Source organism: Gilliamella sp. B2969 (genome assembly GCF_026536195.1).
Classification (GTDB): Bacteria; Pseudomonadota; Gammaproteobacteria; order Enterobacterales; family Orbaceae; genus Gilliamella.
On record NZ_JAFNOP010000001.1, the window covers coordinates 283,588 to 310,006 of the forward strand.

General features: G+C 35.7%; 24 protein-coding genes. 15 read left to right on the forward strand and 9 right to left on the reverse strand.

The annotated features are described in order from the left end of the window. Nucleotides 1-71: 71 nt before the first annotated feature. On the forward strand, nucleotides 72-1,010 hold the full coding sequence (locus J3U66_RS01265; RefSeq protein WP_267333492.1) for a DMT family transporter: 939 nt from the start codon (nucleotides 72-74) through the stop codon (nucleotides 1,008-1,010). Nucleotides 1,011-1,604: 594 nt separating this feature from the next. Here the strand turns inward: J3U66_RS01265 and J3U66_RS01270 are convergent. After that, the gene (locus tag J3U66_RS01270; protein WP_267347638.1) at nucleotides 1,605-2,531 is read right to left on the reverse strand and encodes a TIGR01212 family radical SAM protein; all 927 of its coding nucleotides are present in this window, start codon (nucleotides 2,529-2,531) and stop codon (nucleotides 1,605-1,607) included. A gap of 405 nt (nucleotides 2,532-2,936) precedes the next feature. On the opposite strand from J3U66_RS01270, the gene J3U66_RS01275 reads away from it, so the two are divergent. The 10 genes from J3U66_RS01275 to J3U66_RS01320 all read left to right on the forward strand — a co-directional run bounded on the left by J3U66_RS01275 (nucleotide 2,937) and on the right by J3U66_RS01320 (nucleotide 12,442). Then, nucleotides 2,937-3,566, forward strand: coding sequence for a nitroreductase family protein (locus J3U66_RS01275; RefSeq protein ID WP_267347639.1), 630 nt, complete (start codon nucleotides 2,937-2,939; stop codon nucleotides 3,564-3,566). Between the two features lie 12 nt (nucleotides 3,567-3,578). Further along, nucleotides 3,579-4,775: an FTR1 family iron permease gene (locus J3U66_RS01280; protein ID WP_267333488.1), complete on the forward strand. Its 1,197-nt coding sequence runs from the start codon at nucleotides 3,579-3,581 to the stop codon at nucleotides 4,773-4,775. Between the two features lie 128 nt (nucleotides 4,776-4,903). Next, nucleotides 4,904-5,467 (forward strand): iron transporter, encoded by a 564-nt coding sequence (locus tag J3U66_RS01285; protein WP_065634676.1) that lies wholly within the window; start codon nucleotides 4,904-4,906, stop codon nucleotides 5,465-5,467. Between the two features lie 102 nt (nucleotides 5,468-5,569). Then, complete coding sequence (locus J3U66_RS01290) at nucleotides 5,570-6,820, forward strand: Fe-S-containing protein (protein ID WP_267333487.1); 1,251 nt, start codon at nucleotides 5,570-5,572, stop codon at nucleotides 6,818-6,820. A 21-nt stretch (nucleotides 6,821-6,841) separates the two neighbouring features. Then, complete coding sequence (locus J3U66_RS01295; protein ID WP_267347640.1) at nucleotides 6,842-8,131, forward strand: ABC transporter permease; 1,290 nt, start codon at nucleotides 6,842-6,844, stop codon at nucleotides 8,129-8,131. Nucleotides 8,132-8,150: 19 nt separating this feature from the next. Continuing rightward, on the forward strand, nucleotides 8,151-9,293 hold the full coding sequence (locus J3U66_RS01300; RefSeq protein WP_267333485.1) for an ABC transporter permease: 1,143 nt from the start codon (nucleotides 8,151-8,153) through the stop codon (nucleotides 9,291-9,293). Between the two features lie 9 nt (nucleotides 9,294-9,302). Beyond that, complete coding sequence (locus J3U66_RS01305; RefSeq protein ID WP_065634679.1) at nucleotides 9,303-9,962, forward strand: ABC transporter ATP-binding protein; 660 nt, start codon at nucleotides 9,303-9,305, stop codon at nucleotides 9,960-9,962. Between the two features lie 21 nt (nucleotides 9,963-9,983). Further along, nucleotides 9,984-10,457, forward strand: a complete 474-nt coding sequence (locus tag J3U66_RS01310) for a DUF4418 family protein (protein WP_267333484.1) — start codon at nucleotides 9,984-9,986, stop codon at nucleotides 10,455-10,457. Nucleotides 10,458-10,565: 108 nt separating this feature from the next. Then, the gene (locus tag J3U66_RS01315) at nucleotides 10,566-11,777 is read left to right on the forward strand and encodes an ABC transporter permease (RefSeq protein ID WP_267333483.1); all 1,212 of its coding nucleotides are present in this window, start codon (nucleotides 10,566-10,568) and stop codon (nucleotides 11,775-11,777) included. Continuing rightward, nucleotides 11,777-12,442, forward strand: a complete 666-nt coding sequence (locus J3U66_RS01320; protein WP_267343917.1) for an ABC transporter ATP-binding protein — start codon at nucleotides 11,777-11,779, stop codon at nucleotides 12,440-12,442. The genes J3U66_RS01315 and J3U66_RS01320 overlap by 1 nt, the downstream gene beginning before the upstream one ends. Before the next feature lie 28 nt (nucleotides 12,443-12,470). Here the strand turns inward: J3U66_RS01320 and J3U66_RS01325 are convergent, their stop codons facing one another. Next, nucleotides 12,471-13,052, reverse strand: a complete 582-nt coding sequence (locus J3U66_RS01325) for a Maf family protein (protein WP_267343916.1) — start codon at nucleotides 13,050-13,052, stop codon at nucleotides 12,471-12,473. After that, nucleotides 13,049-13,459, reverse strand: a complete 411-nt coding sequence (locus J3U66_RS01330) for a GNAT family N-acetyltransferase (RefSeq protein WP_267343915.1) — start codon at nucleotides 13,457-13,459, stop codon at nucleotides 13,049-13,051. Before J3U66_RS01330 ends, J3U66_RS01325 begins: the two co-directional genes overlap by 4 nt. Before the next feature lie 278 nt (nucleotides 13,460-13,737). Here J3U66_RS01330 and J3U66_RS01335 point away from each other — a divergent pair, with 278 nt between their 5' ends. Together J3U66_RS01335 and J3U66_RS01340 are read left to right on the forward strand one after the other, a co-directional pair. Then, the gene (locus tag J3U66_RS01335) at nucleotides 13,738-14,223 is read left to right on the forward strand and encodes a GNAT family N-acetyltransferase (protein ID WP_267347641.1); all 486 of its coding nucleotides are present in this window, start codon (nucleotides 13,738-13,740) and stop codon (nucleotides 14,221-14,223) included. 87 nt (nucleotides 14,224-14,310) lie between these two features. Further along, nucleotides 14,311-14,739 (forward strand): universal stress protein, encoded by a 429-nt coding sequence (locus J3U66_RS01340; protein WP_267333478.1) that lies wholly within the window; start codon nucleotides 14,311-14,313, stop codon nucleotides 14,737-14,739. A gap of 386 nt (nucleotides 14,740-15,125) precedes the next feature. On the opposite strand, the gene rlmKL is transcribed toward J3U66_RS01340, so the two are convergent. From rlmKL to J3U66_RS01360, 4 genes are all read right to left on the reverse strand, one after another. Beyond that, complete coding sequence (rlmKL, locus tag J3U66_RS01345) at nucleotides 15,126-17,249, reverse strand: bifunctional 23S rRNA (guanine(2069)-N(7))-methyltransferase RlmK/23S rRNA (guanine(2445)-N(2))-methyltransferase RlmL (protein WP_267347642.1); 2,124 nt, start codon at nucleotides 17,247-17,249, stop codon at nucleotides 15,126-15,128. 234 nt (nucleotides 17,250-17,483) lie between these two features. Further along, nucleotides 17,484-18,035, reverse strand: a complete 552-nt coding sequence (locus J3U66_RS01350) for an MltR family transcriptional regulator (RefSeq protein ID WP_267333476.1) — start codon at nucleotides 18,033-18,035, stop codon at nucleotides 17,484-17,486. Between the two features lie 6 nt (nucleotides 18,036-18,041). Further along, nucleotides 18,042-19,205, reverse strand: coding sequence for a mannitol-1-phosphate 5-dehydrogenase (locus tag J3U66_RS01355; RefSeq protein WP_267333475.1), 1,164 nt, complete (start codon nucleotides 19,203-19,205; stop codon nucleotides 18,042-18,044). 76 nt (nucleotides 19,206-19,281) lie between these two features. Then, complete coding sequence (locus J3U66_RS01360; RefSeq protein WP_267333474.1) at nucleotides 19,282-21,156, reverse strand: PTS mannitol transporter subunit IICBA; 1,875 nt, start codon at nucleotides 21,154-21,156, stop codon at nucleotides 19,282-19,284. A 280-nt stretch (nucleotides 21,157-21,436) separates the two neighbouring features. Here J3U66_RS01360 and J3U66_RS01365 point away from each other — a divergent pair, with 280 nt between their 5' ends. Continuing rightward, nucleotides 21,437-22,189: a hypothetical protein gene (locus J3U66_RS01365; RefSeq protein ID WP_267347643.1), complete on the forward strand. Its 753-nt coding sequence runs from the start codon at nucleotides 21,437-21,439 to the stop codon at nucleotides 22,187-22,189. Nucleotides 22,190-22,412: 223 nt separating this feature from the next. Here the strand turns inward: J3U66_RS01365 and glmS are convergent, their stop codons facing one another. Both glmS and glmU read right to left on the reverse strand, forming a co-directional pair. Beyond that, nucleotides 22,413-24,245, reverse strand: coding sequence for a glutamine--fructose-6-phosphate transaminase (isomerizing) (gene glmS / locus J3U66_RS01370; RefSeq protein ID WP_267333472.1), 1,833 nt, complete (start codon nucleotides 24,243-24,245; stop codon nucleotides 22,413-22,415). Between the two features lie 3 nt (nucleotides 24,246-24,248). Beyond that, nucleotides 24,249-25,634, reverse strand: a complete 1,386-nt coding sequence (glmU, locus tag J3U66_RS01375) for a bifunctional UDP-N-acetylglucosamine diphosphorylase/glucosamine-1-phosphate N-acetyltransferase GlmU (protein ID WP_267347645.1) — start codon at nucleotides 25,632-25,634, stop codon at nucleotides 24,249-24,251. 148 nt (nucleotides 25,635-25,782) lie between these two features. Here glmU and hemG point away from each other — a divergent pair, with 148 nt between their 5' ends. Then, complete coding sequence (hemG, locus tag J3U66_RS01380) at nucleotides 25,783-26,355, forward strand: menaquinone-dependent protoporphyrinogen IX dehydrogenase (RefSeq protein WP_267333470.1); 573 nt, start codon at nucleotides 25,783-25,785, stop codon at nucleotides 26,353-26,355. Nucleotides 26,356-26,419 lie beyond the last annotated feature (64 nt).

A 26,419-nucleotide genomic window follows, 5' to 3' on the forward strand; every position in this document is an offset into this window, starting at 1 on the left:
GTTTACAATCTTATGCATTTTATATTATATTGCCAAACCTATTACATATAATCTGGTCAGTAAAATTTAAAATGAATAAGGACGTTTTTTTTAACAATAAATATATTATTTTATTGTTATTTATTGTTGTCTGTTTTACATGGGGAACAACATGGATTGGCATTAAGTTTGCTGTTGAAACCGTTAACCCACTGTTAGCGGCTGGTTTACGTTTTGTTATTGCATTTCCGTTTTTAGTATTAATTACTATTATCGCTAAATCACCAATATTGTTTCCTCGAAAATCATTACATTTTTTCCTGTTATTAACCCTATTTTACTTTACTATTCCTTATTTCTTAATTAGTTTTGGTGAACAGTATGTATCGTCAGGTTTAACATCACTTCTATTTAGTACTATGCCTATTTTTTCTATTATTTTTGCTAAAATAATTTTAAAAGATAAGATTTATTTGAATCAATTAATCGGTATTACAGTAGGCTTTTTGTGCTTAATATATATTTTAGTTTCTGAAGGATTTATTCTTTCGTATACCGATTTTTTAGGTGTTATATCAATACTTTTAGCAGCATTGATGCATGGTTTTTTGTATGTATACTCCAAAAAAGCAGGCGCAGGCATCAATGTATTTACTTTTAATACCTTACCTATCGGCGTCGCTGGAATTGTACTGTGCTTGTTAAGTTTCTTGTTTGAAGAAAACAATTTCCAACTTATTTCTTTAACTAGTTGGCTCGCATTAATTTATTTAGGTATTTTTGCTTCGGTGTTTGGTTTTATTGCTTATTTCTTTTTGTTGAAAAGAATGAGCCCTGTTGTTTTATCATTCATTTTTATTATTTTTCCAGTCGTTGCAATTTTGATTTCCTCTATTTATGAGCATAAAATCATTTCAACCCGTTTTATTATTTGTACAATCATTATGTTATGTGGTTTTGCTATAACTAAATTACCGCTCAGCATTTTTAAAAAGTTAATAACGCGAGGAAAAACAGCAGATAATCAATAAAGATTAACGAATTTTTTCAATAAAATTTGAGATAGCTAAACTGCTGGAATTGAAGCAGTATACTCATTCGGCCTGTGTGCCGAATGTTTTATACCAATTGTTAAACATAATTGCCTTAAGCCGATCTCATTAATTAACAAAAAAGATAACCCGCCGCCTAGTTATTTTTATGGTGATTGAACTCAATATTTCAACCAACCTAAAATCAATGTTAGGCACCTAGATCTTTATCATCACTATTACCACAAAATTACCGAGTTTATTCATTACAAATGATGATTTTGTGATTGGCGATCTCAAATAAAGTAAAAACCTCAAATTTACTGATACGTTTGTCTATTTTGTCACTTTAACAAAATGATGGGTGTAAACCTGATCCCCGGATTGACTTATTGCATCTATAACGACAATTATTTGACTACACTATGCAGTAATTGCCTATGGGCAATAAATTCACTGTAGCTAATCGTTTTCCATCTATGGTTTACTGATAATTGCTGGCAAAATATTTTACAATTAATTAATAGCAATATTTTCGGTTAGTAAATCACTTAATGCATGTTTAACTATCTGGATATTATCCATTAAACTCTTTTATGCTTTAAAACAATAACTGTCACCAATGGCACTTCCTTGCACGCCAAATTGACGTAAATTTTGATCGACAGCATTCATCGATTGCCAATGGTTTTCACACCAATCAGGGGCAAGTAAGGTCGGTTTTCTGGCGTTAGCCGAGATGCGGTGATATAAAATATCCGCTGGGGTTTGCCTGATAACATCACCTGCAATAGCGACATACTGCTCCAAAGATAATACATCAAGCCGGCCTGCACGCCACGCTTTAGCCATAATACTGCCTTCGACAATATGTAATGGATGCAGTTTTAAACCATCCACACCAGAATTAAGCACTTGATCTAAAGTCACTAAATTATCTTGTTTACTCTCTTTTGGTAAACCAATAATTAAATGGGTACACACTTTAATACCCAGCTTACGTGCTTTTTGTACTGTTTGCTGATAATCAGTAAAGGTATGTCCACGATTAATTGCATGCAACGTTTTATCATGTGCGGTTTGTAAACCTAGCTCTAGCCAAACTTCATAGCCTTTAGCTTGATAATTAGCTAATAAATTAAGTGCTTCATTGGGTACACAATCAGGGCGGGTTCCCACACAAAGCCCAACAATATCAGCACTATTTAGCGCCTCTTCATACATATTTTTTAAGATTTCAACTTCGGCATAAGTACTGGTATAAGCTTGAAAGTAGGCAAGGTAACGTTTCGATTTTTTCATTTGCTGAGCTTGTGAAGTTAACTGATCTGCAATCGACTTAACTTGAATTGACTCATCAATAATGGAGGCGACATTACAAAATGTACACCCTCCTTGACCAATAGTACCGTCACGGTTAGGACAGGTAAATCCACCATGTAACGTGAGTTTGTAAATTTTTTCACCATAACGTCGCTGCAAATCAGCGCCAAAGGTATTAACCACTAAATGTAATTGCATAACAAACCCAAAATAAAAATTTTGCCCATTCTACGAAGATAGCTATTGAACATCAAGATATAACAAAAATCCTAATTCAATAATCTGTATTGAATTAAATTTATTTTCGACAAAATCTCTGAGCTTTTCTTAAAATTAGTGCAGACGCCATATTGGCGTCGGAGCAAATCGCAAATTAAGGTTAAAATATAACCAATTTAAGTATTGATAGGTATAAGTAAAACATTGAAAATCAAATCAAATAAAAATTCCCACTGAAATATTAAGTTATCTTATTAAAAATAAATTATAACTATTTTTTGATTGTCAAATGATAATTATTATTATTTGTTGTTGATCATTAACATTATTAGCAATAAGATATCGCAATCATTACAAGTTAGCTAGAGGTGGACTGTGCCTTGCATGATGCGCAAATTAGTTATTGTTTTATTGTCATCAATATTTTCAATATCGTTATGTTATGGAGATATTTCTTTACCCAATCCTCAAACCAAAGATGGAATGGGGCTATTTGAAAGTCTAAAAAAACGAGCTTCAACCCCCGGTGGTGGTTTTCCTATAGGTAATTTATCCGATGATGAATTATCCACAGTGCTTTGGGCTGCAAGTGGCTTAAATCGTGGTAAAACGGGGTGGACGGTACCAATGGCGAATGGTAAAGCGCCTTATGTTCGTTTGTATGTTGCTAGTGAAAAAGGGACCTTTTTATATGAATGGGATGGTCAATATTTACGTGAAATTAATAATAAAGACATCCGTGCCGATATTGCGATGCAAAACTTTACCAAGCGTGCAGCTTATTCTTTAATTTTTGTGTTCGATCAAAACTCCCTTGCAGATACGCCAGCAGATCAAGCTAATGATTTTGCCCAAATAGCTGTGGGTGCAATGAGTCAAAACATCTACCTTAGTGCTGCTGCGTTAAAATTAAGCGCCAGATATATCCATTCTATTAAACCAGATGCCATATCCCAAGCGTTGCAATTGCCTGAAAATAGTAAACCAATTGGTATTATGTTACTAGGAAAATAAAAGGAATAAAAAGTGAAACGATTTCTTGCAGTAGTATTGTTGATAATTACAAGTGTGATTGTTTTTGCTCCCTCTTCTTACGCTGCTGAAAAAAAATATCAAAGCTGGAATGCTATCATTGATGAAATGGATAGCATACTCAATGATTCCTACGATATCTATTTTATGAAAGACAGTGATAGAGCAAAAGAGCGCGTAAATAACGCCTATTTTGGTTTTTATGAAAAGCATGGTGTCGAAAGGGCTGTGATGTCATATATTTCTGGCAAACGTGGTACCGATACCGAATACCAATTTGCTAAAATAAAACGTTTAATGACTGATGGTGCACCAAATAAAACAGTACGAGCAGAAATCGACGTTTTATTAAAAATGCTACATGAAGATGCCAATGAGCTCGATGGTAAAAAAGAGAGCGGTTGGAGTATTTTATTAGCTTCATTTATTATTATTTTCCGTGAAGGATTAGAGGCTATTTTAGTTATTGCTGCTATATCGGCCTATTTAGTGCGTTCAGGCAACTTACCTATGGTTAAAGTTGTTTACATGAGCTCGTTATTTGCAATATTTGCCAGTGTTTTAGCGGCAATTGCGCTTCACTCTATTTTTGATATTAGTGGCGCTAATCAAGAAATGATAGAAGGTGTTGCAATGTTACTTGCCACCGTCGTGCTATTTTTTGTCAGTAATTGGATGTTTTCAAAGGCTGAAGCAAAAGCATGGAAAAACTATGTTGAAGGTAAAGTGCAAACGGCAGTTTCATCGGGTAGTCGTTTTGCATTGGGATTTGCCGCCTTTTTAGCTGTTTTCCGTGAAGGTGCTGAAACTATTTTATTTTACCAAGCAATGTTGGCTGAAGCTAAAGATCATATGGATATGGTGTGGTATGGTTTAGCTGTAGGTTGTATTGTGCTTGCTATTATCTTTATGCTAATTCGTTTTGGTACCATGAAATTACCAATTAGACCATTTTTTATTGGCACAAGTACACTAATGTATATTATGGCTATAGCTTTTGCTGGAGGTGGAGTAAAAGAGTTACAAGAAGCCGATATAATTCCTGTAACGCCGGTTGATTTTGTGCATTCAATCGATATTTTAGGGATTTATCCAACCATTGAAACGTTAATACCACAAATATTTATGATATTAGTTGTTATCATATCAGTGGTTTATTTAAAAGCTAAACATAATAAACAAAACGTTTGATCCATTTAATTTGTTGCTTAAAAGTTGGTTAGATGTTGATTAATGATATTTCGAAGTCAATTTAAATAGCAAAGAAAGTAGTGATTGCTTTAATGATAAGTAATTAAATAAAAGTAAAGGAGTTTTCAATGAAAAAATTAGTACTAGTTGCGGGTATTTCGTCAATACTTGCATTATCATCTGTTGCGTATGCAGCAGCACCTGCTCCAGGTGAACAAAAAGGTTTTGAAGAGTTTCCAATCGGTGATGAAGTGACAGTTGGACCATTACATATTGGTGCGGTTTATTTTCAACCTGTAGATATGGAGCCAGCTGGCATGGGTGGTTTACCTGCATCAAAATCTGATATGCACATTGAAGCAGATATTTCAGCAGCAGAAGGCAATAAACTTGGTTATGGTGTTGGCGATTTTGTTCCTTACTTAACGGTTAAATATAAGATCCAAAAACAAGGTAGTGATAAAGCCATCGAAGGTAACTTTATGCCAATGAACGCATCAGATGGTCCGCATTATGGTAACAATATTAAACTTGATGGTGCAGGTAAATATAAAGTCACATTTACTATCGAAAATCCAGAAAAACAAGGTTATTTATTGCATGTAGATAAAGAAACCGGAGTCGAAGGACGTTTTTGGACTAAACCAATTGAAGTTTCTTGGGATTTTGATTATATTCCTCGAGCATGGTAGTGATATTTAAAAAATAGTATCAGTTATACTTAATATTTTGTAGTATTTATTATGGCGAGGTTTTAACTCGCCATAATAGGTTGTAACCATTAGGCAATTAATATGCTTCAATACCTTATAAAAATCACCGATAATACTTTTGTTCCCATTGTTGTATTAGCACTGTTAAGTGCGATGATAGTTAGAGCAATACCTAATTATAATAACAAAATTTTTACCTTCGGTTTTATAATAGGACTACTTGCAGCATTAATTTATGCTATTTTGAAGCGAAATACAGGTTTTGCTGTTCGTGAGTTTTATGACCTTGGCATCATCACCTTGTGGATGATAATTGCGATACCGTTGTTTATCTGCGCAATACTAAAAACACCAATCAATTGCCAGCTCGGCAAAATTTTATTTACCCTACTATCTGTGCTTGCTATTGGATTAATTGCTGCACAATTTTTACCGAATTTAATGCTTTATCCCTTTGAATTTTCAGTTGGGATGGAGTCTATCTTTAATAACGATTATTTATTCAAATGGGTTGGTTATTGCTTTGCTTTACTCATTGCTGGATTAATCGCTGTATTTACCTTCCGTCTATGTAGGCGTTTATCCAATAAATTCGTTCAAACAACGATTCTGATCGCTTTGCTTATATTTACGATTCAAAATAGTATCAATCTGATCCAAATTTTAATTGTAAGGCGATTTATTAAACCACAAAAATGGATGATGGAATTGGTGATTTTTGTATTAGGTCACGTTAATTTCTTTATCTTTATTTTTATGGCAATAGTGTTGTTATTAGCCATAGCGTTATATATCCAATCCAAAACAACGTCATTAGTTGGCAGCAATCCAGCGCAAATTCGTAAACTTAACGCACAGTTACGTAGTGATAGACGCACTTCGTTATTACTAATTGCTGGTGCAGCAATAACTGCTTATACGGTAACAAGGGCACGTTACATTTTTGAAAAAGGTGTTGAACTTACGCCTGCTGAACCAGTTTCCCCTAATGCGGATGGTTTAATTGTTATTCCATTAGATAATGTCAATGATGGTAATTTACATCGATATGGTTACAAGGCTACCGATGGTACATTAGTTCGTTTTATTGTGATTAAAAAAAGCGAAAACGCCTATGGTGTGGGTTTTGATGCCTGTGATATTTGCGGTGCAAGTGGTTACTATCAACGCGGTAATCAAGTTGTCTGTATTTTATGTGATGTGGTGATGAATATTGCAACGATTGGTTTTTCAGGTGGTTGTAATCCTGTTCCACTTAAGTATGAAATTATTAATGGGAATATGGTTATTCGTCCCGCAAACCTAGAAGCGGAAAAAGCACGCTTTAAGTAAAGGTTACCAAAGGAAGAGTTTATGTTTCGCAGAATGTTAATTAGTGTATTAGTGCGTCAAAAAAAGAAATTATTTTTAATTGCTTTGACAGTAGCACTCGGTGTTTCACTTGCAACAGCCATGTTAAATGTTATGTTTGATGTTGGTGACAAAGTGAATCAAGAGTTAAAGGCTTATGGTGCTAATTTAAATATTGTCCCTCGCGGAACAGCGCTTGTTAGCGAAATGTACCAACTTGACGATAATAATGGCAAACAACAAGCTATGCAGTACATTAAGCAAGATGATTTAGTCAAAATTAAGATGATCTTCTGGGCTTATAACATTGTCGATTTTGCCCCCTATCTAACAGCTCAAGCTAATTTGAATGGCAAACCTATTACCATTGTGGGTACTTGGTTTAACAAACACCTGACTATTCCAACAGGGGATGAAGTTGATACCGGTATGTTAGCCATGAAATCATGGTGGACAATTGAAGGTAACACCATGAAAGATGATAATTTAAAAGGTGTCATGGTGGGCGAAACTGTCGCTAAACAGTGGAATTTAAAGTTAGGTGATACCATCAATATTACCTCTCCACAAACAAATAATTCATTAACGTTAACAGTTAATAATATTTTCCACAGTGGTGGCGTAGAAGATTCACAGATCTATGTCTCCCTGCCGGTGGTCCAAAAGTTAGCAAATAAAGAAGGGCTTGTTGAACGAGTTGAAGTGAGTGCATTAACCACACCTGAAAACGAATTGGCACGTAAAGCAGCACAAGATCCAAATAGTTTATCAAGAACTGAATGGGATACTTGGTATTGTACCGCTTACATTAGTTCAATTGCTTATCAACTTGAAGAATTGATGCCTGATGTTCGGGTTAAAGCGATTATGCAAGTCGCTGAATCTGAAGGTTCTATACTGCAAAAAACACAATTACTTATGTTGCTATTAACCATTTTATCGTTAATTTGTTCGGCGTTGGCGATTTCAAATTTAGTTACTGCCAATGTTATTGAGCGAAGCACTGAAATTGGTTTACTTAAAGCATTAGGGGCAACAAATACAGCGGTCGCAATGCTGATATTAACTGAAATATTGATTATTGCCTTGTTAGGTGGAGTTTTTGGTTACTTTATTGGCTTGGGGTTTGCTCAAATTATTGGTCACACGGTATTTGGTTCATTTGTCGAGCCGAAAATGATTATTATTCCGTTAGTATTAATTATGGTCGGTTTAATTACCTTTGTCGGTAGTTTACCCGCTTTACGAATAATGATGTTTTTACGTCCAACAGATGTATTACATGGTCGATAAAAACAAAGGTAAGTCGCTTATGATGAATAAAAATAGACGCTTTATTATCAAAACCATTTTTAGCTCACTCATTCGTCGCCGATCGCGAATTATGATTGCATTGCTAGGGGTTGCTATTGGTGCTACTGTTTTACTTGGAATGATAACACTATGCTATGATATTCCGCGTCAAATGGGGCAAGAGTTTCGTTCTTATGGCGCAAATTTATTATTTATGCCCGCTAATAATCAACCGACTATGCCACTTGCTGATGTGAAACAAGCAGTAAATTTACTTCCTCAAGACAAGCTTTTAGGCGTCACGCCTTTCCGTTATGATGCTATTCGTAGCAATCAGCATCCTTATACCATTGTGGGTACTAACTTCGAACAAGTGACCAAAACTAGCCCTTATTGGCAAATCGAAGGAAGCATACCTAAAAATCCGAATGAAATCATGATTGGTACCGATATTGCTAATTTTACCAAACTGAAAATTGGCAGTACGATGCCGATTTCGGGTAAATCTAAACAAGATTCGCGCTTTGATGAAGATCTTAAAATTACAGGTATTATTAAAACAGGGCGAGCTGAAGATGGATTTATATTTATTGATTTACATGATTTAGAAGTGCTACTTGAAGAATCCGATCAGGCTGAAGTGGTTGAAGTGAGTATAACTGCTACTGAAGCAGAATTAAAACACTATGTTGAAACAATCAAAAGCCACATTAATACTATCGATCCCCATTTAATAAAATGGGTAACACAATCAGAGTCTTCAGTTTTAGGTAAACTCTCATCATTACTTTATTTGGTCACTTTTGTGGTGTTAGTGCTTACTATGATTTGCGTTGCGACAACGATGATGACTGTTGTGATGGAGCGCCGTAAAGAAATTGGACTCAAAAAAGCAATTGGGGCAAATAATCAAAGCATAGCTAAAGAGTTTTTAGCTGAAGGGTTGGTATTAGGTATCATTGGTGGCATGATAGGTGTAGTTTGTGGGCTTGTTTTTGCACAAGTTATTAGTACTAATGTCTTTGGGCGATCAATAATTATTGAGTTTTATCTTATTCCAACAACAATTATTATTTCTGCTCTTGTTACGGTAATAGCATGTTTAATTCCGGTAAAACGTGCTCTTGAAGTTGAACCCGCACTCGTATTGCGAGGTGAATAGGATCTAAGTATGAATATACTCGAAGTAAAGAATGTATCAAAAATATATGGCTCACTACATGCACTTTCAGACGTGAATTTAGCTGTTGAGGAAGGTAAATGGTTATCTATTATGGGACCTTCAGGTAGTGGTAAAACGACATTGATGAATATTATCGGTTGTATGGATAAACCGTCATTAGGCTCAGTAATTTTTGATGGGCAAGATATTACCCAGCTTTCTCTACCCCAGTTGACCGAAATCCGTCGTGATAAAATTGGATTGATTTTCCAACAATTTCATCTGGTTTCATACTTAACAGCGTTAGAAAACGTAATGGTAGCGCAGTATTATCACAGTATGGTTGACGAAAAAGAAGCATTACAGGCTCTAGAGCGCGTTGGTTTAGCGGCCAGAGCAAAACATTTACCAAGACAATTATCAGGCGGTGAACAGCAACGTGTTTGTATTGCTCGAGCATTAATTAACTATCCTAAACTAATTTTAGCCGATGAACCAACCGGTAATTTAGATGAAAACAATGAAGCAATGGTTATGAATTTATTACATCAACTGCATGAAGAAGGGAGCACTATTATAGTGGTGACTCACTCACCTGAGGTATCTCGGCATGCTCAAACTACAGTTGTACTTGAACACGGTAAAGTGGCAAGTATTATTGATAATTAACCATTAAATGAGGTTTATTATATGAAAAATCGCATGATTTCATCCCTGTTTTTTATCATGCTAGGCGCATTATTGATATTGTTTCCAATGTATATTTTACCTGTTTGCCCTTTACCAGAACCTTCAGCTATGCCGGTTGATGCAATGAGCCAAGCAGCAGGTAGTGAACATATGCATAGTGCACCCGCTAAAATTATGAGATGTTTTTGGACGTTAAGAGCAGAACTTGGCATCGGTAGTTTAGTCATAGCCGTTGGAGTTTTAATGCTATTTAGCCGCACGATATTTGTTCGTATGGGATTAACAATGTCATTAGCTTGCATCTCGTTATTAGCAGCCGCGATTCCAACTATTTTAATTGGTGTTTGCCCTAACGAAATGATGCGATGCAATATGGGCGCTAAACCTGCTTTGGTTTTACTCTCTGGATTATCATTTGTGGTATCAATCATCAATTTAGTCTATTTAAATAAAATATCCAAAAGATACGAGTAACAAATAAGCTAGCAAAAATATGACTAGTTTAAACAAGTTAACGCTTAGAATTTATCATTATAAATATTAATAGATAAATAAAGAGCTCAATAATTGCAGGAAATTAACATGCAAGAAAAGCCGATTACTATTTCTCATTTAGCATGGAAAAATATTCAAAGACGACCTTTTCGTAGTTGTTGTTTGATTATTGTTATTACCCTTTTTTCAGCCACACTATTTGGTGGCAGTGTATTAATGAAAAATCTTAGTCAAGGCATTTCAGGCATGGCCGATCGGTTAGGGGCTGATATTCTTATTGTGCCTTATGGTTATGAAAAGAATATGGAAGTTGCTTTATTACGGGGTGAGCCAAGTAGTTTTTATCTAAAAGTGGATTTAATTGATAAAATTAAAAATATTAAAGGGATTGAAGCTATTTCACCGCAGCTTTTTATTGCTTCATTGAACGCGGGATGTTGTACGACTAAAGTACAGCTAATTGGCTTTGATGAGCAAAGTGATTTTGTTATTAAACCATGGTTACAAACCCAACTAAGCCAGCCATTAACCGACAATCAAGTTGTTGTGGGTGCTAAAATTACTTCACAAGTAGGTGATGAGATCCTATTTTTCAATCAGCCTTTTAAAATAGCAGCTAAAATGGATAGCACAGGCATGGGTTTTGACACTTCAGTTTTTATGACAATGTCAGCTGCGCAAAAACTAATGAAAGAGGCTAAATTAATAGAAGGTGATGTTGATCATTTTACTGATTATGCTTCTTCTATCTTTATTAAAGTGAATCATGACTATCAACCTAAAGATATTATCAATCAAATCATGCCAAAATTTGCTATGGACTATAATATCGATTTTGTCATGACTAAAGGGATGTTAAGTAATATTGCAAAATGGTTAAGTGGATTTTCAACTATTGTGTACAGTTTATCGGCTATTTTTTGGGTGTTAGCTATTATTGTGATCTTTGTTATTTTTTCATCCTCATTAAACGAACGTAAACGCGAGATCAGTTTATTACGCATACTTGGGGCATCACGCCGTGATTTGATTAAAATGTTATTAAAAGAGTCATTAATAATTAGTGCATTAGGTGGTATTGCTGGCATTGTGATTGCTGCTATATTGATTTATGCTTTTAGTTTATTAATTTGTCAATCAATTGGTTTGCCATGTGTCAATATTTCGTTATTTGATGCAATAATATATGCCGTAATTGTGTTTATTCTCACAGTGATTATTGGTCCGCTATCTTGTATTTATTCTGCCTTATCTATGACTAAATTTGATACTTACAGCACTTTAAGAGAGGGGGAATAATGTTACTTAGCGTTAAAAATCTGCGTAAAGATTATCGTCGCGCACAACAAACTTTTTCAGCTGTGGATAATATTAGCTTCAATATGGAACAGGGTGATTTTGTTTGTATTATGGGTAAATCCGGTAGTGGTAAAACGACTTTACTTAATATGATTGCAGGGTTACTGACGCCAACTCAGGGCAAAATTACCATTAATGATACTAATCTTTTTGAACTTAATGATGAGCAAGTTTCAGCATTTCGAAATCAGAATATTGGTTATATTCCTCAAGGCAGTAGTTTATTACCTAATTTGACTGCGCTTGAAAATATACGATTACCTTTTTATCTAACTAAGCGCGCCAATCAAACAAGCCTAACTTATGCACAACAACTGTTAGAGAAAGCAAACGTGAGCCATCTGCAAGATGCTTATCCAGCAAATATGTCTGGTGGTGAAATGCGGCGTATTGCTATTTTACGTGCTTTGATTTGTCAGCCACAAATCGTGATTGCTGACGAACCCACAAGTGATTTAGATGACGAAAGCTCGACTGAAATTATGCAACTATTAACCGAAATTCATCAACAAGGAACAGCGCTATTAATTGTGACACATGACCATGATGTTGCAAATTATAGCCAAAAAATAATGAAGATGGCAGCTGGTCGATTGGTCGAATAGTTTGCATATATAACATAAAATATGTGTATTACATGAAAAGTGGATTGCAGCCCATTTCTATCATGATTTTATTGAGCTTTAATAGTGGCAATCCCACCAATGAATTAATATCATCACCTTCTAACTTATCAAATAACGTAATCCCTAATTCATCGCATTTAAAGCTTCCAGCACATTGTAGTGGCATTTCTTTTGCTATATAGGCATTAATTTCTGCATCGGTTAAATGGCGGAACGTCACTTTAAAAGGTTCACATATTGTGTTCGATTGTCCACTAGCGGTGTTAATAACCGTCATACCCGTGTAAAAATAGAAGGATTTACCACTACTGTTACGTAATTGTTGGCGGGCGTTTTCAACAGTATGGGGTTTACAAACAATTTTATCCTCTAAAACTCCCACTTGATCAGATCCTATGATTAAACAATTAGGATATTGAGTTATTAATGATTGTGCTTTAAGTTTTGATAGGCGTATGACTAGTTGTTCTGCTGATTCATTCGGTAATGGCGTTTCATCACAAATAGGTGGAACACATTGAAAAGCAATAGCTAACTTTTCTAATACTTTTTTTCGAGAAAGTGACGTTGATGCTAAGATTATTCTCATTTAAGTTCTTCTTTTATTATCCAAGCTGAGGGATGGCAATTAAAACCGATATGACCGTAATACTCTACCGCTTGCGGTGCTGCCAGCAAAGTAATCGCACAATCTAAACCTGTATAATTTTGTACCTCTTTGATTAATTGTTTACCAATACCTTGTTTTTGGTATCTATTATCAACTGCAAGATCAGCTAAATAAGTAATATAAACAAAATCGGTTAAGCAACGGGCAATACCAACAAGGGTATCCTTATCCCATGCAGTAACAATTAGATTTGCATTATCTAACATAGCTTGAAACCGCTTATGATCATCAATAGGGCGGCGTTCACCTAAACTGCAATTATTATATAGCGTAATAGCTTGTGTTAATGTGGGTTTAATATTACATCTGTAAATGATATTAGTCATATGCCTCCAATTTTAATTCGATCATACGTAGATAATGATAACGACTTATGATTTAGAGAGTTAACTAAGTAATTATCACCAACCATTGATTGTTTATTATGTTATCGCTTTATTATTTAACAATCAATTAACTAAACCAGCTTAAAGTTTAAAGTAACATCTACACTGTTATAACAATGACGTTACCTATGGCATTAATAAAAATAATGAATATGATTTAATCGAAAAATAGGTGTAAGTTTATTGAACAGTCATTGTAAATGCTCAGGAAATGTCTTATGCCTTTAGTTACTTATAAGATTGCTAAAACAGTATGTGATTTTGAACAAGGGAAACAACTTTTTTCTGAATATGCTAATCTTTTTTGTCCAAGTTTGTACACGTTAACTATGGAGAATGCATTTAAATCCATTGTACACACTGCATTATACCCTAAAGGAATGTTAATACTTGCTCACATCGGTGTTTCGACTTCGGCAAGCATTGCAGGTTGTATTGGTCTTCGCCATTATGATAATTCCACTGCTGAATTAATACATAAATATGTAAAAAATGAATATAAACAACTTTGTATTGGTCAAGAGTTGATTAAACTTGCTGTGCAACAAGCAAAATTACTTGGTTATGAAAAAGTTTATACCAACATTTTATCGGCAATGACAGATGTCGTTGCTTTGTATAGAAAACTTGGATTTCAACTGTGCAAGCCTCATAACCTTAATTCAGCTAAGGAAGTGATTTTGATGCAAAAAATCATTCGTTAATCAATTAAAAGCGAGTATGATGAATGAATCAAGAGCTATTAAAAAAAATAGGTAAGTTATAAATTTTTACACAGCGAGGTAACAGTTATGTATAAAAAAATTTTGGTTCCTATTGATATCCTTGAGGACGAATTAACCCAAAAAGTCATTCCGCATTTAGAATGTTTAGCGAAATTATCCAATGCCAAAGTTATTTTTTTTCATACTTTACCTGTCGCATCGGCCATAGTTAATGCCTATTCATTTGGATTTGATGAATTTAAAGATCAAGCAACCGTACAAACCGAGCAAGCACTACACAGGTTAATTGATTCGATTAATTTACCGCGTGAAAATTTATCATTTTCAATTGCTTTTGGTAATCCACGAGATGAAATTCTAGCTTTAGCTGACGAAATCAAACCTGATCTTATTATTTTAGGATCAAGGCGACCAAATATTACCACTCACCTTTTAGGATCCAATGCATCGGGCGTGGTACGAGGCGCTCAGACTTCAGTATTAGTCGTTCGTTAGTTTTATTTTATGATGTCCTTTGATGAGGACATCTGTGTTTTTTGGTCCAAAAATACTGCTCCTTAATTTTTGTGTCTAAAAAAGTTTATTGCTTCACATTTTGTATTACACAAATTTCAAGTTCTGCACATTTTGGATATTTTGAACGGGCAGTCATCATCTTCAACGAAGATAACCTATGCATCAACAAGCACAAAACAAGTTTTATTTGCAAATAGGCAAAGCACCACCATTGTATCGAACTTCCACGTTTAGTTTTAATTTTTAGACCGTTATTCAGTGGGTAACACTGTGTAAATCCGCAAACTTTCACTCTCTTGTCTTAAAATTTTAGTAAAAAGAGGTTGATTTACGGGTATTCCAAATTTGTCACCTTCCGGAATATTTTATTTTTTATGTCTAACAATAAAACAGCAATGAATATGTTTGTTACGTTTAAAATCTAGCGACTGGGTCTTGTCGGTAATGTCTTGATAGGTCAGTCCTAATTTTAGCATGCCGTCAGCATCCATTTTAAATCCGCGTTTATTATTGGAAAAAACAATCGTGCCGTTAGGTCGTAATAAGCGTTTTAAATCAGTCATCAATTTTAGGTGATCACGCTGCACATCAAACGTATCATGCATTCTTTTTGAATTTGAAAACGTTGGTGGATCGATAAAAATTAAGTCAAATTGTTCTTCACTTTGTGCTAAATAAAGCAAGCAGTCAGCTTGAAATAAACGATGCTTTTTACCTGTTAAACCATTTTGTTTTAAATTACGATCCGCCCATTCTAAGTAGGTGCGCGACATATCAACGGTAGTTGTTGATTTAGCGTTGCCAAGCCCAGCATAAACACTTGCACTGCCTGTATAAGCAAATAGGTTGAGAAAATCTTTACCTTCACTCATTTCGCCAATCATTTTACGTGCTAAACGATGATCTAAAAATAGACCCGTATCTAAGTAATCAGTGACATTGACCCAAAATTGGGTACGACGTTGGTTAATAGCATATTCATGCACTAAAAAGTAATCTTGTTTTTGTGCAAGTTTTTGGTATTGCTGTTTACCTTTCTGTTTTTCACGGGTTTTTAACACTAATTGATCGGCATTAAGTTCAAGTACTGACATAGTGGCATTGATAATATCAAACAAACGTTGTCTGGCTTTTTGTTCTTCAATAGTTTTCGGCGCAGCATATTCTTGAATTACGACTTTATCTTTATATCGATCGATTGCAACATTATATTCCGGCAAATCAGCGTCATACAGACGGTAACATTCTAACTGTTGTTGTGCCGCCCATTTTTCCAGTTTTTGTTTATTTTTACGTAATCGATTAGTGAAATCCAAAGCTGGTAAAGTTGGTGAATTGAGTGATTGTGAATTATCTCGTTTAGCAATAACATAATTTTTTTGCACACAATCTAAAGGTCCATTTTTGGCTTTAAACTGTTTATCGGCGCGCATCTGTAAGCAATCTAATAATTGTGGTGCACCACTGAATAATGATAATCGCCACCCACCAAAGTTTTGTTTAATTCGTTGACCTAATGCCGTATGTAAGGCAATAAGTGCAGGTTCGCTTTCTAAGCGTTCTCCATAAGGTGGGTTACTAATAATCATCCCTGTAGGCGCTGTAGGCAAAGGGTTGGTGAGTTGAGTGACATCTTGCATAGCAAAAGTAATTAAATCACCTACTCCCGCTTGAATTGCATTTTGTTCAGCGCGCTGAAGAACAACCGAATTATTATCGTAACCGATAAATGGGGTCGTGCTTTTGCAAATATTGTGTTTAGCAGCAAAAAGTAGTTCATTCCAGCGTGTTGGGTTGAATCCTTTCCAAGCAAAAAAGCCCCATTGTTTGCGATGTAGTCCTGGTGGAATTTTTGATGCGATCATTGCTGCTTCGATTAGAAGTGTGCCCGATCCACACATAGGATCGATTAATGGTTCATCGTTTTGCCAGCCAGAGCGCATAATGATTGCGGCAGCTAAGCTCTCTTTTAACGGTGCTTGCCCAGTTTGTTGGCGGTAGCCTCGCTGGTGCAAACTGTCACCACTTAAATCTAAAGAAAGTGTAACGCGATTTTTATTAAGATAAGCATAAAGACGAATATCGGGATCTTGCTTAGCTACATTAGGTCGCTCATTAGTATGCCTTGTAAAATGGTCAACTATGGCATCTTTAATCTTTAAGGCACCATATTGACTATTGCGAATAAAATCATTTACGCCAATAAAATTAATCACAAACGAGTTATCGACCGCAAAAATATCCGTCCATTTAATATTAACTACACACGAATAAAGATCTAAATCGCTATAAATATCAAATTCGGCAATAGGTAATAAAATACGTGATGCTAAACGAGACCATAATAACGATTGATATAATGTTGTTTCGTCAGCATTAAAATAGACGCCCGATTGCACAATTCTACACTCGCTAGCGCCAATTTGTTCCAACTCTTTTTTTAATAACTCTTCCAGACCTCGTGAAGTACTGGCAAATAATGTTTTCATGCATAATCCACTTAACAATAAAATTGTAGGCATTATACCGACTAATAGTAACTGTGGGAAATAAAGCTCAAATAGAATAATAAAATGACTAAATAATCGATAATTTTATGAAAAAAATAATCACTCAATTAAATCGTTAGTTATAAGCTTTTAGCCAACATTGAATGTAATAACAAAAGCCATGATTAAAACGCATTACTTTTTCAGGTAAATTAAGTCAAATCACTGCAAAATTTATGGGAAATAATCAATTTTTTGTTTATTAACAATTCGAAGTGTCAAATCTGTGATCGCGATGATTAATGCTGAACGAATCATTTGTTGATAGCGATTGTGAAACATGGACGATTTTAAGGTGTCAACAATACCCGATTGCTTGGCCTTTTCGTGTTGTGATGCCCAATTAGGTGGCAGTACCATGTCATGTAATAAGCTAATTGGTCCTAGAATTTCATCATCTAGGTAGGAGTAGCTTTTATCATCTTGTTCAAGTTCTTCTAAAATGGCAATTAATAGTTCTATGTCTTCATAATCTTCACGGCTGATAATGCCTAAAGCATACAGTAGTTTTAAGCATACAGAGGTGTCATTAAGTGGTCCATTTTTGCCCACTAACGAGGGGATCACAAATTTTATGGCATGCGGTTCTTTACGAAAAACTTTTAGAATTAATTGATTAACACTGTCATTAATTAATTTAATTGCAACTACCAGCAAGTTGTAAATATCAGCTTGCTGGTTAAGTTTTTCAAGTATCGTATCTTCTTGTAATATCGATTCGGGCATTAGAGGTTAAATAAATTGATGATTTTGCATTGCAGTATAAATTTCTTCAATCTGCTTAACAATAGGATTATTAACATCAATACCTGAAAGCTCGGAAAAAGCTTGTTTTACACCTTTTTCTAAGATAAGTTTGGCCAACTCGACTGCTTGTTCATCATCGTTGTTACGGTAGTTAAGTGCTGCTGCAATACCAATAAGTAAATTTGTATTTTTAACTTGATATTCAACGGTTCCAAGAAGCGGTTTAATTAAACGATCGCCGGCACCCAATTTGCGTATTGGTTGGCGTCCTACTCGAGCAGTATCATCGTGTAAATAAGGGTTTTCAAAACGGGTTAAGATTTTTTCGATATACGCCATATGTTTTTGTTCATCAAAATTATAACGTTTGATTAATACTAAACCACTTTCTTCCATTGCTCCGCGAACAATTAACCGAATTCGTTCATCTAAAATTGCATCACGAATGGTGCTAATATTATTATAAAAGCCTAAGTAAGCGGTAATAGCATGCCCCGTATTTAGCGTAAATAGTTTGCGTTCGACAAAAGCCATCAAATTATCAACTGGTTGCATTCCGTTAATTGATGGAATGGTGCCAACAAACTGGGTTTCGTCCACAATCCATTCAGAAAAAGTTTCAACGGTAACTTCAAGTATATCGCCTGTTTTTGATGTTGCAGGCGGTACTATGCGATCAACAGCAGAATCCACAAAACCAATATGACTATTTACCCATTGATGTAGGTGCTGAGGTAAGGCTTTAACAATTTCTTGCTTAAATTGGCTAGTACCGCGTACCATGTTTTCACAAGCAATGATATTGAGTGGTTTTGTCTGACCTTGTTGGTGTCGGGCAATAATACCTTGGGCAACAGCAGGGGCAATTCTTGTTAAAATTTGTGGGCCAACCGCTGTCGTAATTAAATCGACCTTAGTAATGTAGTCGATAACTTCTGCTGATGTACTATTAATAGCATCGACATTTTTAACTATTTCTGTCGTCGATTGCTCGCCAACCACATTTACCGGATATTCATGGCGCTCAGCAATGGCATCTATAATTTGTTGATTTACATCAGCAAAGGTAACATGTATGCCTGTGTCTGACAGTAATTTTCCGATAAAACCTCGGCCGATGTTGCCGGCACCAAAGTGTAATGCTTGCATAATAATAACCCTTAACAATATATTTAATAATCAATTTATTAGTTGTAATTTCATAATAAATGAATTACACCTTGTTTTAGCTTAATATCGCTAAAACTTCTTCAATACTATTTGTACTAGCCAGTTTAGCAATAATGCTTTCATCATCAAGTGCATTAGTTAGTTTTGCAATGACACTTAGATGCTCATTATTGCGAGCGGCAATACCAATGACTATTTTGGCTTTATCACTTTCTTCTTCACCAAATTGAACACCCGATGGATATTGGCAAAATACAATACCTGTTGTAATGACTTCATCTTTGGATTCGATAGTACCATGTGGCACAGCTATCGATTCACCTAAATAAGTAGAAGTTAATTTTTCACGTTCAAGCATTGCTTCGATGTAAGCGGGTTTTACATATCCATTATCCACGAGTTTTTGACCTGCAAAACGAATCGCTTCTTCTTTGGTGTTGGCTGTTAAGTTTAGAAAAATGTTTTTTTCGCTTAGCTTAAATAAGGGTTTATGCCCAAACGATTGTGAGTTGTCGCTTGATACAGTCGATGATTTTTTATTGTTAGCATGGATTAAATCATTAACTAATTGAGTATACAATTCACTATCTAAAAAATTAGTTAATGATATGTGATGTGCGTTAGGGGCATATTGTTTGGCTCGATCGGTGAGATCTTTATGAGTGATAACAATATCGACTTCAATCGGTAAATTATTAATCGCGGTGTTGCTGACATTAATATCTAAATTAGCATCCTGAATTTTTTTTCGTAAAACGCCAGCACCCATTGCGCTTGAGCCCATTCCAGCGTCACAGGCAACAATGATTTTTTTCACTTGAGTTAAATCTAATTCACTATTTTTATTACCTTTTGCTTCACTTTTCATTGCCGACATATCGGATTTTGCTTCATCAAGACTTTTCGTTGCAGATTTAGTCGTTTTTAATAGAATTGATGCAACCACAAAAGTAACAGCCGCCGCCGCAAGTACTGAAACACTTACACCAACAATCGAATCTTTGGGTGTTACAGCAAGAACCGCAATAATAGATCCAGGGGAAGCGGGAGAACTTAATCCAGCACCAAATAACGTTAATGTAAATACCCCAGTCATGCCACCTAAAATCATGGCAATAATTAAGCGAGGATTCATCAACACATAGGGAAAGTAAATTTCATGAATACCACCAAAGAAATGAATAATTGCCGCGCCACTTGCTGAGCCTTTAGCCGCGCCTTTACCAAATAACATATAAGCAACTAACAAACCTAAACCAGGACCAGGATTTGCTTCGATCAAAAAGAATATTGATTGAGCGTGCTCAGCTGCTTGTTGAATTCCTAAAGGTGAAAATACACCATGGTTAATGGCATTATTTAAAAATAATATTTTAGCTGGCTCAACAATGATTGAAGTTAATGGTAACAAATTATGCTGGACCATAAAATCGACACCTTGCGCTAATACACTTGATGCGACAACAACAGAAGGGCCAATTGCAAAAAATGACAATAAAGCGAGTAACATGCCAATAATACCGGCCGAAAAGTTATTCACTAACATTTCAAATCCACTTTTGATTTTACCATCAACAGCTTTATCAAAATGTTTAATGACCCATCCTCCAAGTGGACCGACTATCATTGCACCTAAAAACATTGGAATTGACGAACCGACTATAACGCCCATTGTTGTGATTGCACCAACAACCGCACCTCGTTCACCATGGACTAATTTACCGCCTGTATATCCAATTAACAGTGGCAATAAATAGGTAATCATAGGTTCAACTAATTTAGCTACGGTCGCGTTTGGAAACCAACCGGTAGGTATAAAAATCGCGGTGATAAAGCCCCAAGCGATAAATGCGCCAATATTGGGCATCACCATATTACTTAGGAATCGCCCAAAATTTTGGACTTTCAATTTGATGTTTGCACTTGTCATAATTTAAATCTTTCCTTATTGATTGATATAATCATTATGCAGCTATTGTAGAAGGATATCGTTATTTGATTCATCCAAAAAAATTGACAAATGTGATCAGGGTCACAGTGTTTGTATGGGGCTATTTTTTATTTTTGTGATTAAGATCACAATTTTTGTGGAAGCCATAAGGGGTATCGGTAAACTATGTTTAAAGCGTAAGTTTTATTAATGCATCTTTGTAAGATTAATTGTATAATTTTTATAAATTTAAATAACAAAAAATAATCAGAATCGAATTATGCAAAAATTTTTAATCAGTTTAAGTTGTCTTTTTTTATTTAATGGATTGTGCTTTGCAAACGAAATTAATCCTATCCATATTAATAATAGTTATAATATCTTTTCCGATCCTGAATTCATGCCTACTGAAAAAATAATAAAAAAACAGATAATTACAACTTACGCTCAAGATAATGATGGCCCGTTAAAAACAATTTACCATGCAAATGAGCAAGGTTTTTTTGAAAAAGCTATTACCAGTGATGCACAGTATAATATTGATGTTGATTATTCCGTTCATTCAATCAAATATCTTAATAAAAAACTTTGGTTTAAATTAAATGAACAGCAGAACATTACTTCGATTGTTGATGATAAGCAACAAAATGTCAGTTCACTTATCTATAATCAGTCAGGTCAACTTATTGAGAAAAATACTGATGATGCGGTTTGGCAACAACCGTTAAAAAGGCGATATGAATACGCAAATAATAAAGTTGTTCGTTATACTGAATGCTGGGATGATGGGTGTAGTTTAGGTGAATATTCCTATAATCCAGCAGGTTGGTTAATAAAGGTAAAAAGTAAGAGCATTGATGATGATGTGAATAATAGTCAATCTAAAAATAATCAAACTGACAATTCGAATTCATACAATATCAAATGTACATTTGCTAAACATAATCAACACGGTGATTGGACATATGGGTATTGCATAACGCCCGATGGTGTGACCAATACTACTTTTTATCGTAAGTTAGAGTATTGGTGATTTTGTTATTTTTATATGACTCACTGATTGGTTAACGACCAATTCAATTTTGGCTTTGTAGCAGGCAAATATGCGTTTTTATCAGGGGAAAAAGTGGTTTAATTGTTATAAAGATTTTTTTGGGTAAGTGTTTTCAATCTTTATCTGATTAATTTAATAAGAGAATGTAGGTTTTGATGATATCAAAACCTACATTAATTCCTCATATTTTATATAGCGAAACTTACTCTACTGTTACCGATTTTGCCAGATTTCTTGGCTGATCGACGTCTGTTCCTTTAATTAATGCTACGTGATACGCCAGTAGCTGTGTTGGAACCGTGTAGTAGATTGGCGCAGTGAGTTCTTCTATATGTGGTAGGTTGATGATGTGCATTGTGTCATCACTGACAAATCCTGCTTCTTGTTCGGCAAATACGTATAGTTGACCGCCTCGCGCTCGAACTTCTTCGATATTGGATTTTAATTTTTCTAGCATTTCATTCGTTGGTGCCATCACGATGACAGGCATATCTGCATCAATGAGTGCTAATGGGCCGTGCTTGAGCTCGCCTGCTGCGTAAGCCTCGGCATGAATGTAGGATATTTCTTTTAGCTTTAAGGACGCTTCCATGGCTATTGGGTATTCGTCACCACGTCCTAAAAATAGCGCATGATGCTTATCGACAAATTGCCCCGCAAGTTTTTTGATTTCTGGCTCTGTCATTAAAACTTGTTCTATACGATTTGGTAAGGTTTGTAGTGCATGGACTATTGCTTGCTCGGTGCTTTCGGCCATGTCATTGAGTCGCCCAAGTTTGGCAACTAATAAAAGGAGTACGGTTAATTGCGTCGTGAAGGCTTTAGTCGATGCTACGCCAATTTCAACCCCTGCTTTGGTAAGGAGTACCAAATCTGCTTCACGTACTAGTGTTGATGCCGCCACATTACAAACAGCTAATGTGCTTAGGTAGTTATTTTCTTTCGCTAACCGTAGTGCTGCTAGGGTGTCTGCGGTTTCGCCTGATTGGGATAGGGTGATAAATAGGCTGTTTTTGCGACGAGCAGGCTTACGGTAACGAAATTCTGAAGCGATTTCGACGTCGCAAGGTATACCCGCTAAAGCTTCGAACCAATATCGCGCAACCATGCCGGCATTATACGCTGTTCCACATGCAACAATTTGTACATGTTCTACGTGTTTTAAAATGGTTTCAGCCTTTTCACCAAGTTCGGATAAGTCAACTTTGCCATGTTGCATACGACCTTCAAGGGTATTTTTAATGGCGTTTGGTTGTTCATAAATCTCTTTTTGCATATAGTGATTAAAACCAGCTTTACTTCCGGCATCGTATCTAGCATCAGATTCAACACAAGGGCGCGTTGTTTCGCGAAAGTTTTTATCTAATATGGTCACGGTGCGATGTGTTACTAGTGCGATATCACCTTCTTCTAAATAGATGAATTGACGTGTAACCGGCAGTAAGGCAAGTTGATCGGAAGCAATGAAGTTTTCACCAACACCACAGCCAATCACGAGAGGGCTGCCTGAACGAGCCGCAACCAAAATATCGGGATTACGTGTATCCATTATAACGGTGCCGTAAGCACCTCTTAATTGAGGTATGGCTTTTTGTACTGCTTCAAATAATGAGCAACCTTCAGTTGATATGATGTCGTGAATTAAGTGGGCAATCACTTCTGTATCAGTTTCTGAACGAAATTGGTAACCTTTGGCAATGAGTTTTTCACGTAAAGGTTCGAAGTTTTCGATGATACCATTGTGAACAACAGCAATAAAATCTGATACATGTGGATGGGCATTGCGTTCGACAGGTTCACCATGAGTTGCCCAGCGGGTATGGGCTATTCCTGTACTGCCTTTAAGTGGATGGGCTTCAACCGCATCTTTTAATGCTTGTACTTTTCCTACACGCCGAACGCGTTGCAGTTCGCCTGTTGGTGAGATAATAGCAAGTCCTGCTGAGTCATATCCTCGGTATTCAAGACGTTTTAATCCTTCCAGTAATATTTCAGCAATATCACGTTTGGCGATAGCACCCACAATTCCACACATAATTTATTCCTTATTGTTTAACTTTGTTGGACGTTTCCAACCAGAAATCTGTTTTTGTTTTACTCGGCTTATTACCAATTCATTATCCTTAACGTTGGTGGTGACAGTTGTGCCGGCAGCAATAGTGACACCTTTACCAATGTTAACTGGAGCAATTAGCTGAGAGTCGGAGCCGACAAATACGTCATCTTGTATAATGGTTTTAAATTTGTTTGCGCCATCGTAATTACAGGTGATGGTGCCTGCGCCAATATTGACGTTGTTGCCGATTTCACTGTCACCAAGATAACTTAAATGCCCCGCTTTGCTTGCTTTGCCTAGATGAGCTTTTTTGAGTTCGACAAAATTACCTACATGGGCTTGTTCATCAAGCTGTGAACCCGGTCTGAGTCGAGCAAATGGACCTATAGTGCATTGCTGTGCGATGGTTGAATCTTCGATTATGCTGTAAGGACTTATGATTGAATTGTCGTCAATAGTGCAATTTTTTAAAATACAACCTGCACCAATGGTGACGTTATTGCCTAACTTTACCTGCCCTTCAATGATAACATTACTGTCGATGGTGACATCCTTACCGTGGGTAAGTGTACCGCGTAAATCAAAGCGGTTAGGATCGAGTAATGTTACACCCGCTAGTAATAAGTTTTGTGCTTGTTGATGCTGGTATTGGCGTTCTAGGGTGGCTAATTGTAAGCGGTTATTTACACCTTCTACCTCAAATTGTTGCACGGGGTGAGATGTCAGGATAGGGTAGCCATCTTGATGTGCCAGCGCAATGATATCGGTTAGGTAATATTCTTTTTGGGCATTGTTATTGGTTATTTGCGATAGCCATTTTTTAAGTAGTTTACCAGTAACAAGCATTATGCCGGTGTTGACTTCATTTATTTTTTGTTGCTCTGGTGACGCATCTTTTTGTTCGACAATGGCAACGACTTGATCATTTTTCCGTTCTATTCTGCCATAACCTGTTGGATCATCAAGTATAACCGTTAATAGTGCTATGCCTTGTTCTGGTTTGCTGGTAATTAAGTTTTCTAAAGTTTGTTGTGATATGAGCGGGGTATCACCGTATAAAATTAAAATGTCTTGGATATCTGCAATATGAGGAATAGCTTGTTGTACTGCATGTCCCGTACCGAGCTGCTCTGCTTGATAAATAAGGTGCACAGGTTGATTTTTGAGTGCGTGTTCTAATTGCTCTTTTCCATGACCATAAACAATATTGATCTGATCGATATTTAGTTGTTGAACTGTGTCAATAACATGTTGTAACATCGGTTTAGCGCCAATTTTATGTAAAACTTTAGGTAGGTTGGAGTACATCCGTGTGCCTTTCCCTGCCGCCAAAATAATAGCACTAAGTTTTGGAACTGAAATCGTCATAATCTGTCCGGTTTCTTTAATTTTGTGTAAATTTGTTTATTACTATAATCAAAGTTTTTAATGAAATCACCCCGAATTTATTAATTTTTATCATGAAAAAAGTAATAGTGAAATTTGCCAATGTCTTATTAGATAAGGAAGCAATGTTATGAGTCATGTTGTGAAAGTTTTATTACTTTATACTACGCATGAAAAGCAAACCCTCAAAATCATGCAACGCATAAAAACACAGCTTGGTGATAAATGCGACTGTGATGTTATTCAACTTTTGCCTGATAGCCATATTGATTTAACTAAATATCAGGCAGTTTTGTTGGGATCTTCAATACGTTATGGTTTTTATAGTAAAGTGATGAAGCAATTTATCGATGATAATTATCAGCAATTAAATACCATTCGATCTGGTTTTTTTGGTGTCAATGTGGTGGCTCGTAAGCCAAATAAAAATACGCCAGAAACCAATTTATATACTAAAAAGTTTTTAGCTAAAATTGCCTGGAATCCGACCATTAAAGCGGTTTTTGCTGGTGCACTTTATTATCCTCAATATAATTGGTTCGATCGTAATATGATTCGCTTTATTATGTGGTTAGGAAAGGGCGATACTGATGTGACTAAACCTGTGATTGAATATACCAATTGGGCAAAGGTTGATGAATTTGCCGCACAATTTTATCAGCAAGTCTGTGCTCCATCAGTTTTAGATGGTGTAAAACAATAAGATTTTTATTGATTTTTTACCAATAAATAGTCTGATAAATAAACTTTGTGATATAGATCAACAT

Bases quoted from the DNA above. Each gene is read 5' to 3' on its own strand.
- J3U66_RS01265 (WP_267333492.1), top strand. From the start codon at position 72: ATGAATAAGGACGTTTTTTTTAACAATAAATATATTATTTTATTGTTA.
- J3U66_RS01270 (WP_267347638.1), bottom strand. From the start codon at position 2,531: ATGCAATTACATTTAGTGGTTAATACCTTTGGCGCTGATTTGCAGCGA.
- J3U66_RS01275 (WP_267347639.1), top strand. From the start codon at position 2,937: ATGATGCGCAAATTAGTTATTGTTTTATTGTCATCAATATTTTCAATA.
- J3U66_RS01285 (WP_065634676.1), top strand. From the start codon at position 4,904: ATGAAAAAATTAGTACTAGTTGCGGGTATTTCGTCAATACTTGCATTA.
- J3U66_RS01290 (WP_267333487.1), top strand. From the start codon at position 5,570: ATGCTTCAATACCTTATAAAAATCACCGATAATACTTTTGTTCCCATT.
- J3U66_RS01295 (WP_267347640.1), top strand. From the start codon at position 6,842: ATGTTTCGCAGAATGTTAATTAGTGTATTAGTGCGTCAAAAAAAGAAA.
- J3U66_RS01300 (WP_267333485.1), top strand. From the start codon at position 8,151: ATGATGAATAAAAATAGACGCTTTATTATCAAAACCATTTTTAGCTCA.
- J3U66_RS01305 (WP_065634679.1), top strand. From the start codon at position 9,303: ATGAATATACTCGAAGTAAAGAATGTATCAAAAATATATGGCTCACTA.
- J3U66_RS01310 (WP_267333484.1), top strand. From the start codon at position 9,984: ATGAAAAATCGCATGATTTCATCCCTGTTTTTTATCATGCTAGGCGCA.
- J3U66_RS01315 (WP_267333483.1), top strand. From the start codon at position 10,566: ATGCAAGAAAAGCCGATTACTATTTCTCATTTAGCATGGAAAAATATT.
- J3U66_RS01320 (WP_267343917.1), top strand. From the start codon at position 11,777: ATGTTACTTAGCGTTAAAAATCTGCGTAAAGATTATCGTCGCGCACAA.
- J3U66_RS01325 (WP_267343916.1), bottom strand. From the start codon at position 13,052: ATGAGAATAATCTTAGCATCAACGTCACTTTCTCGAAAAAAAGTATTA.
- J3U66_RS01330 (WP_267343915.1), bottom strand. From the start codon at position 13,459: ATGACTAATATCATTTACAGATGTAATATTAAACCCACATTAACACAA.
- J3U66_RS01335 (WP_267347641.1), top strand. From the start codon at position 13,738: ATGCCTTTAGTTACTTATAAGATTGCTAAAACAGTATGTGATTTTGAA.
- J3U66_RS01340 (WP_267333478.1), top strand. From the start codon at position 14,311: ATGTATAAAAAAATTTTGGTTCCTATTGATATCCTTGAGGACGAATTA.
- rlmKL (WP_267347642.1), bottom strand. From the start codon at position 17,249: ATGAAAACATTATTTGCCAGTACTTCACGAGGTCTGGAAGAGTTATTA.
- J3U66_RS01350 (WP_267333476.1), bottom strand. From the start codon at position 18,035: ATGCCCGAATCGATATTACAAGAAGATACGATACTTGAAAAACTTAAC.
- J3U66_RS01355 (WP_267333475.1), bottom strand. From the start codon at position 19,205: ATGCAAGCATTACACTTTGGTGCCGGCAACATCGGCCGAGGTTTTATC.
- J3U66_RS01360 (WP_267333474.1), bottom strand. From the start codon at position 21,156: ATGACAAGTGCAAACATCAAATTGAAAGTCCAAAATTTTGGGCGATTC.
- J3U66_RS01365 (WP_267347643.1), top strand. From the start codon at position 21,437: ATGCAAAAATTTTTAATCAGTTTAAGTTGTCTTTTTTTATTTAATGGA.
- glmS (WP_267333472.1), bottom strand. From the start codon at position 24,245: ATGTGTGGAATTGTGGGTGCTATCGCCAAACGTGATATTGCTGAAATA.
- glmU (WP_267347645.1), bottom strand. From the start codon at position 25,634: ATGACGATTTCAGTTCCAAAACTTAGTGCTATTATTTTGGCGGCAGGG.
- hemG (WP_267333470.1), top strand. From the start codon at position 25,783: ATGAGTCATGTTGTGAAAGTTTTATTACTTTATACTACGCATGAAAAG.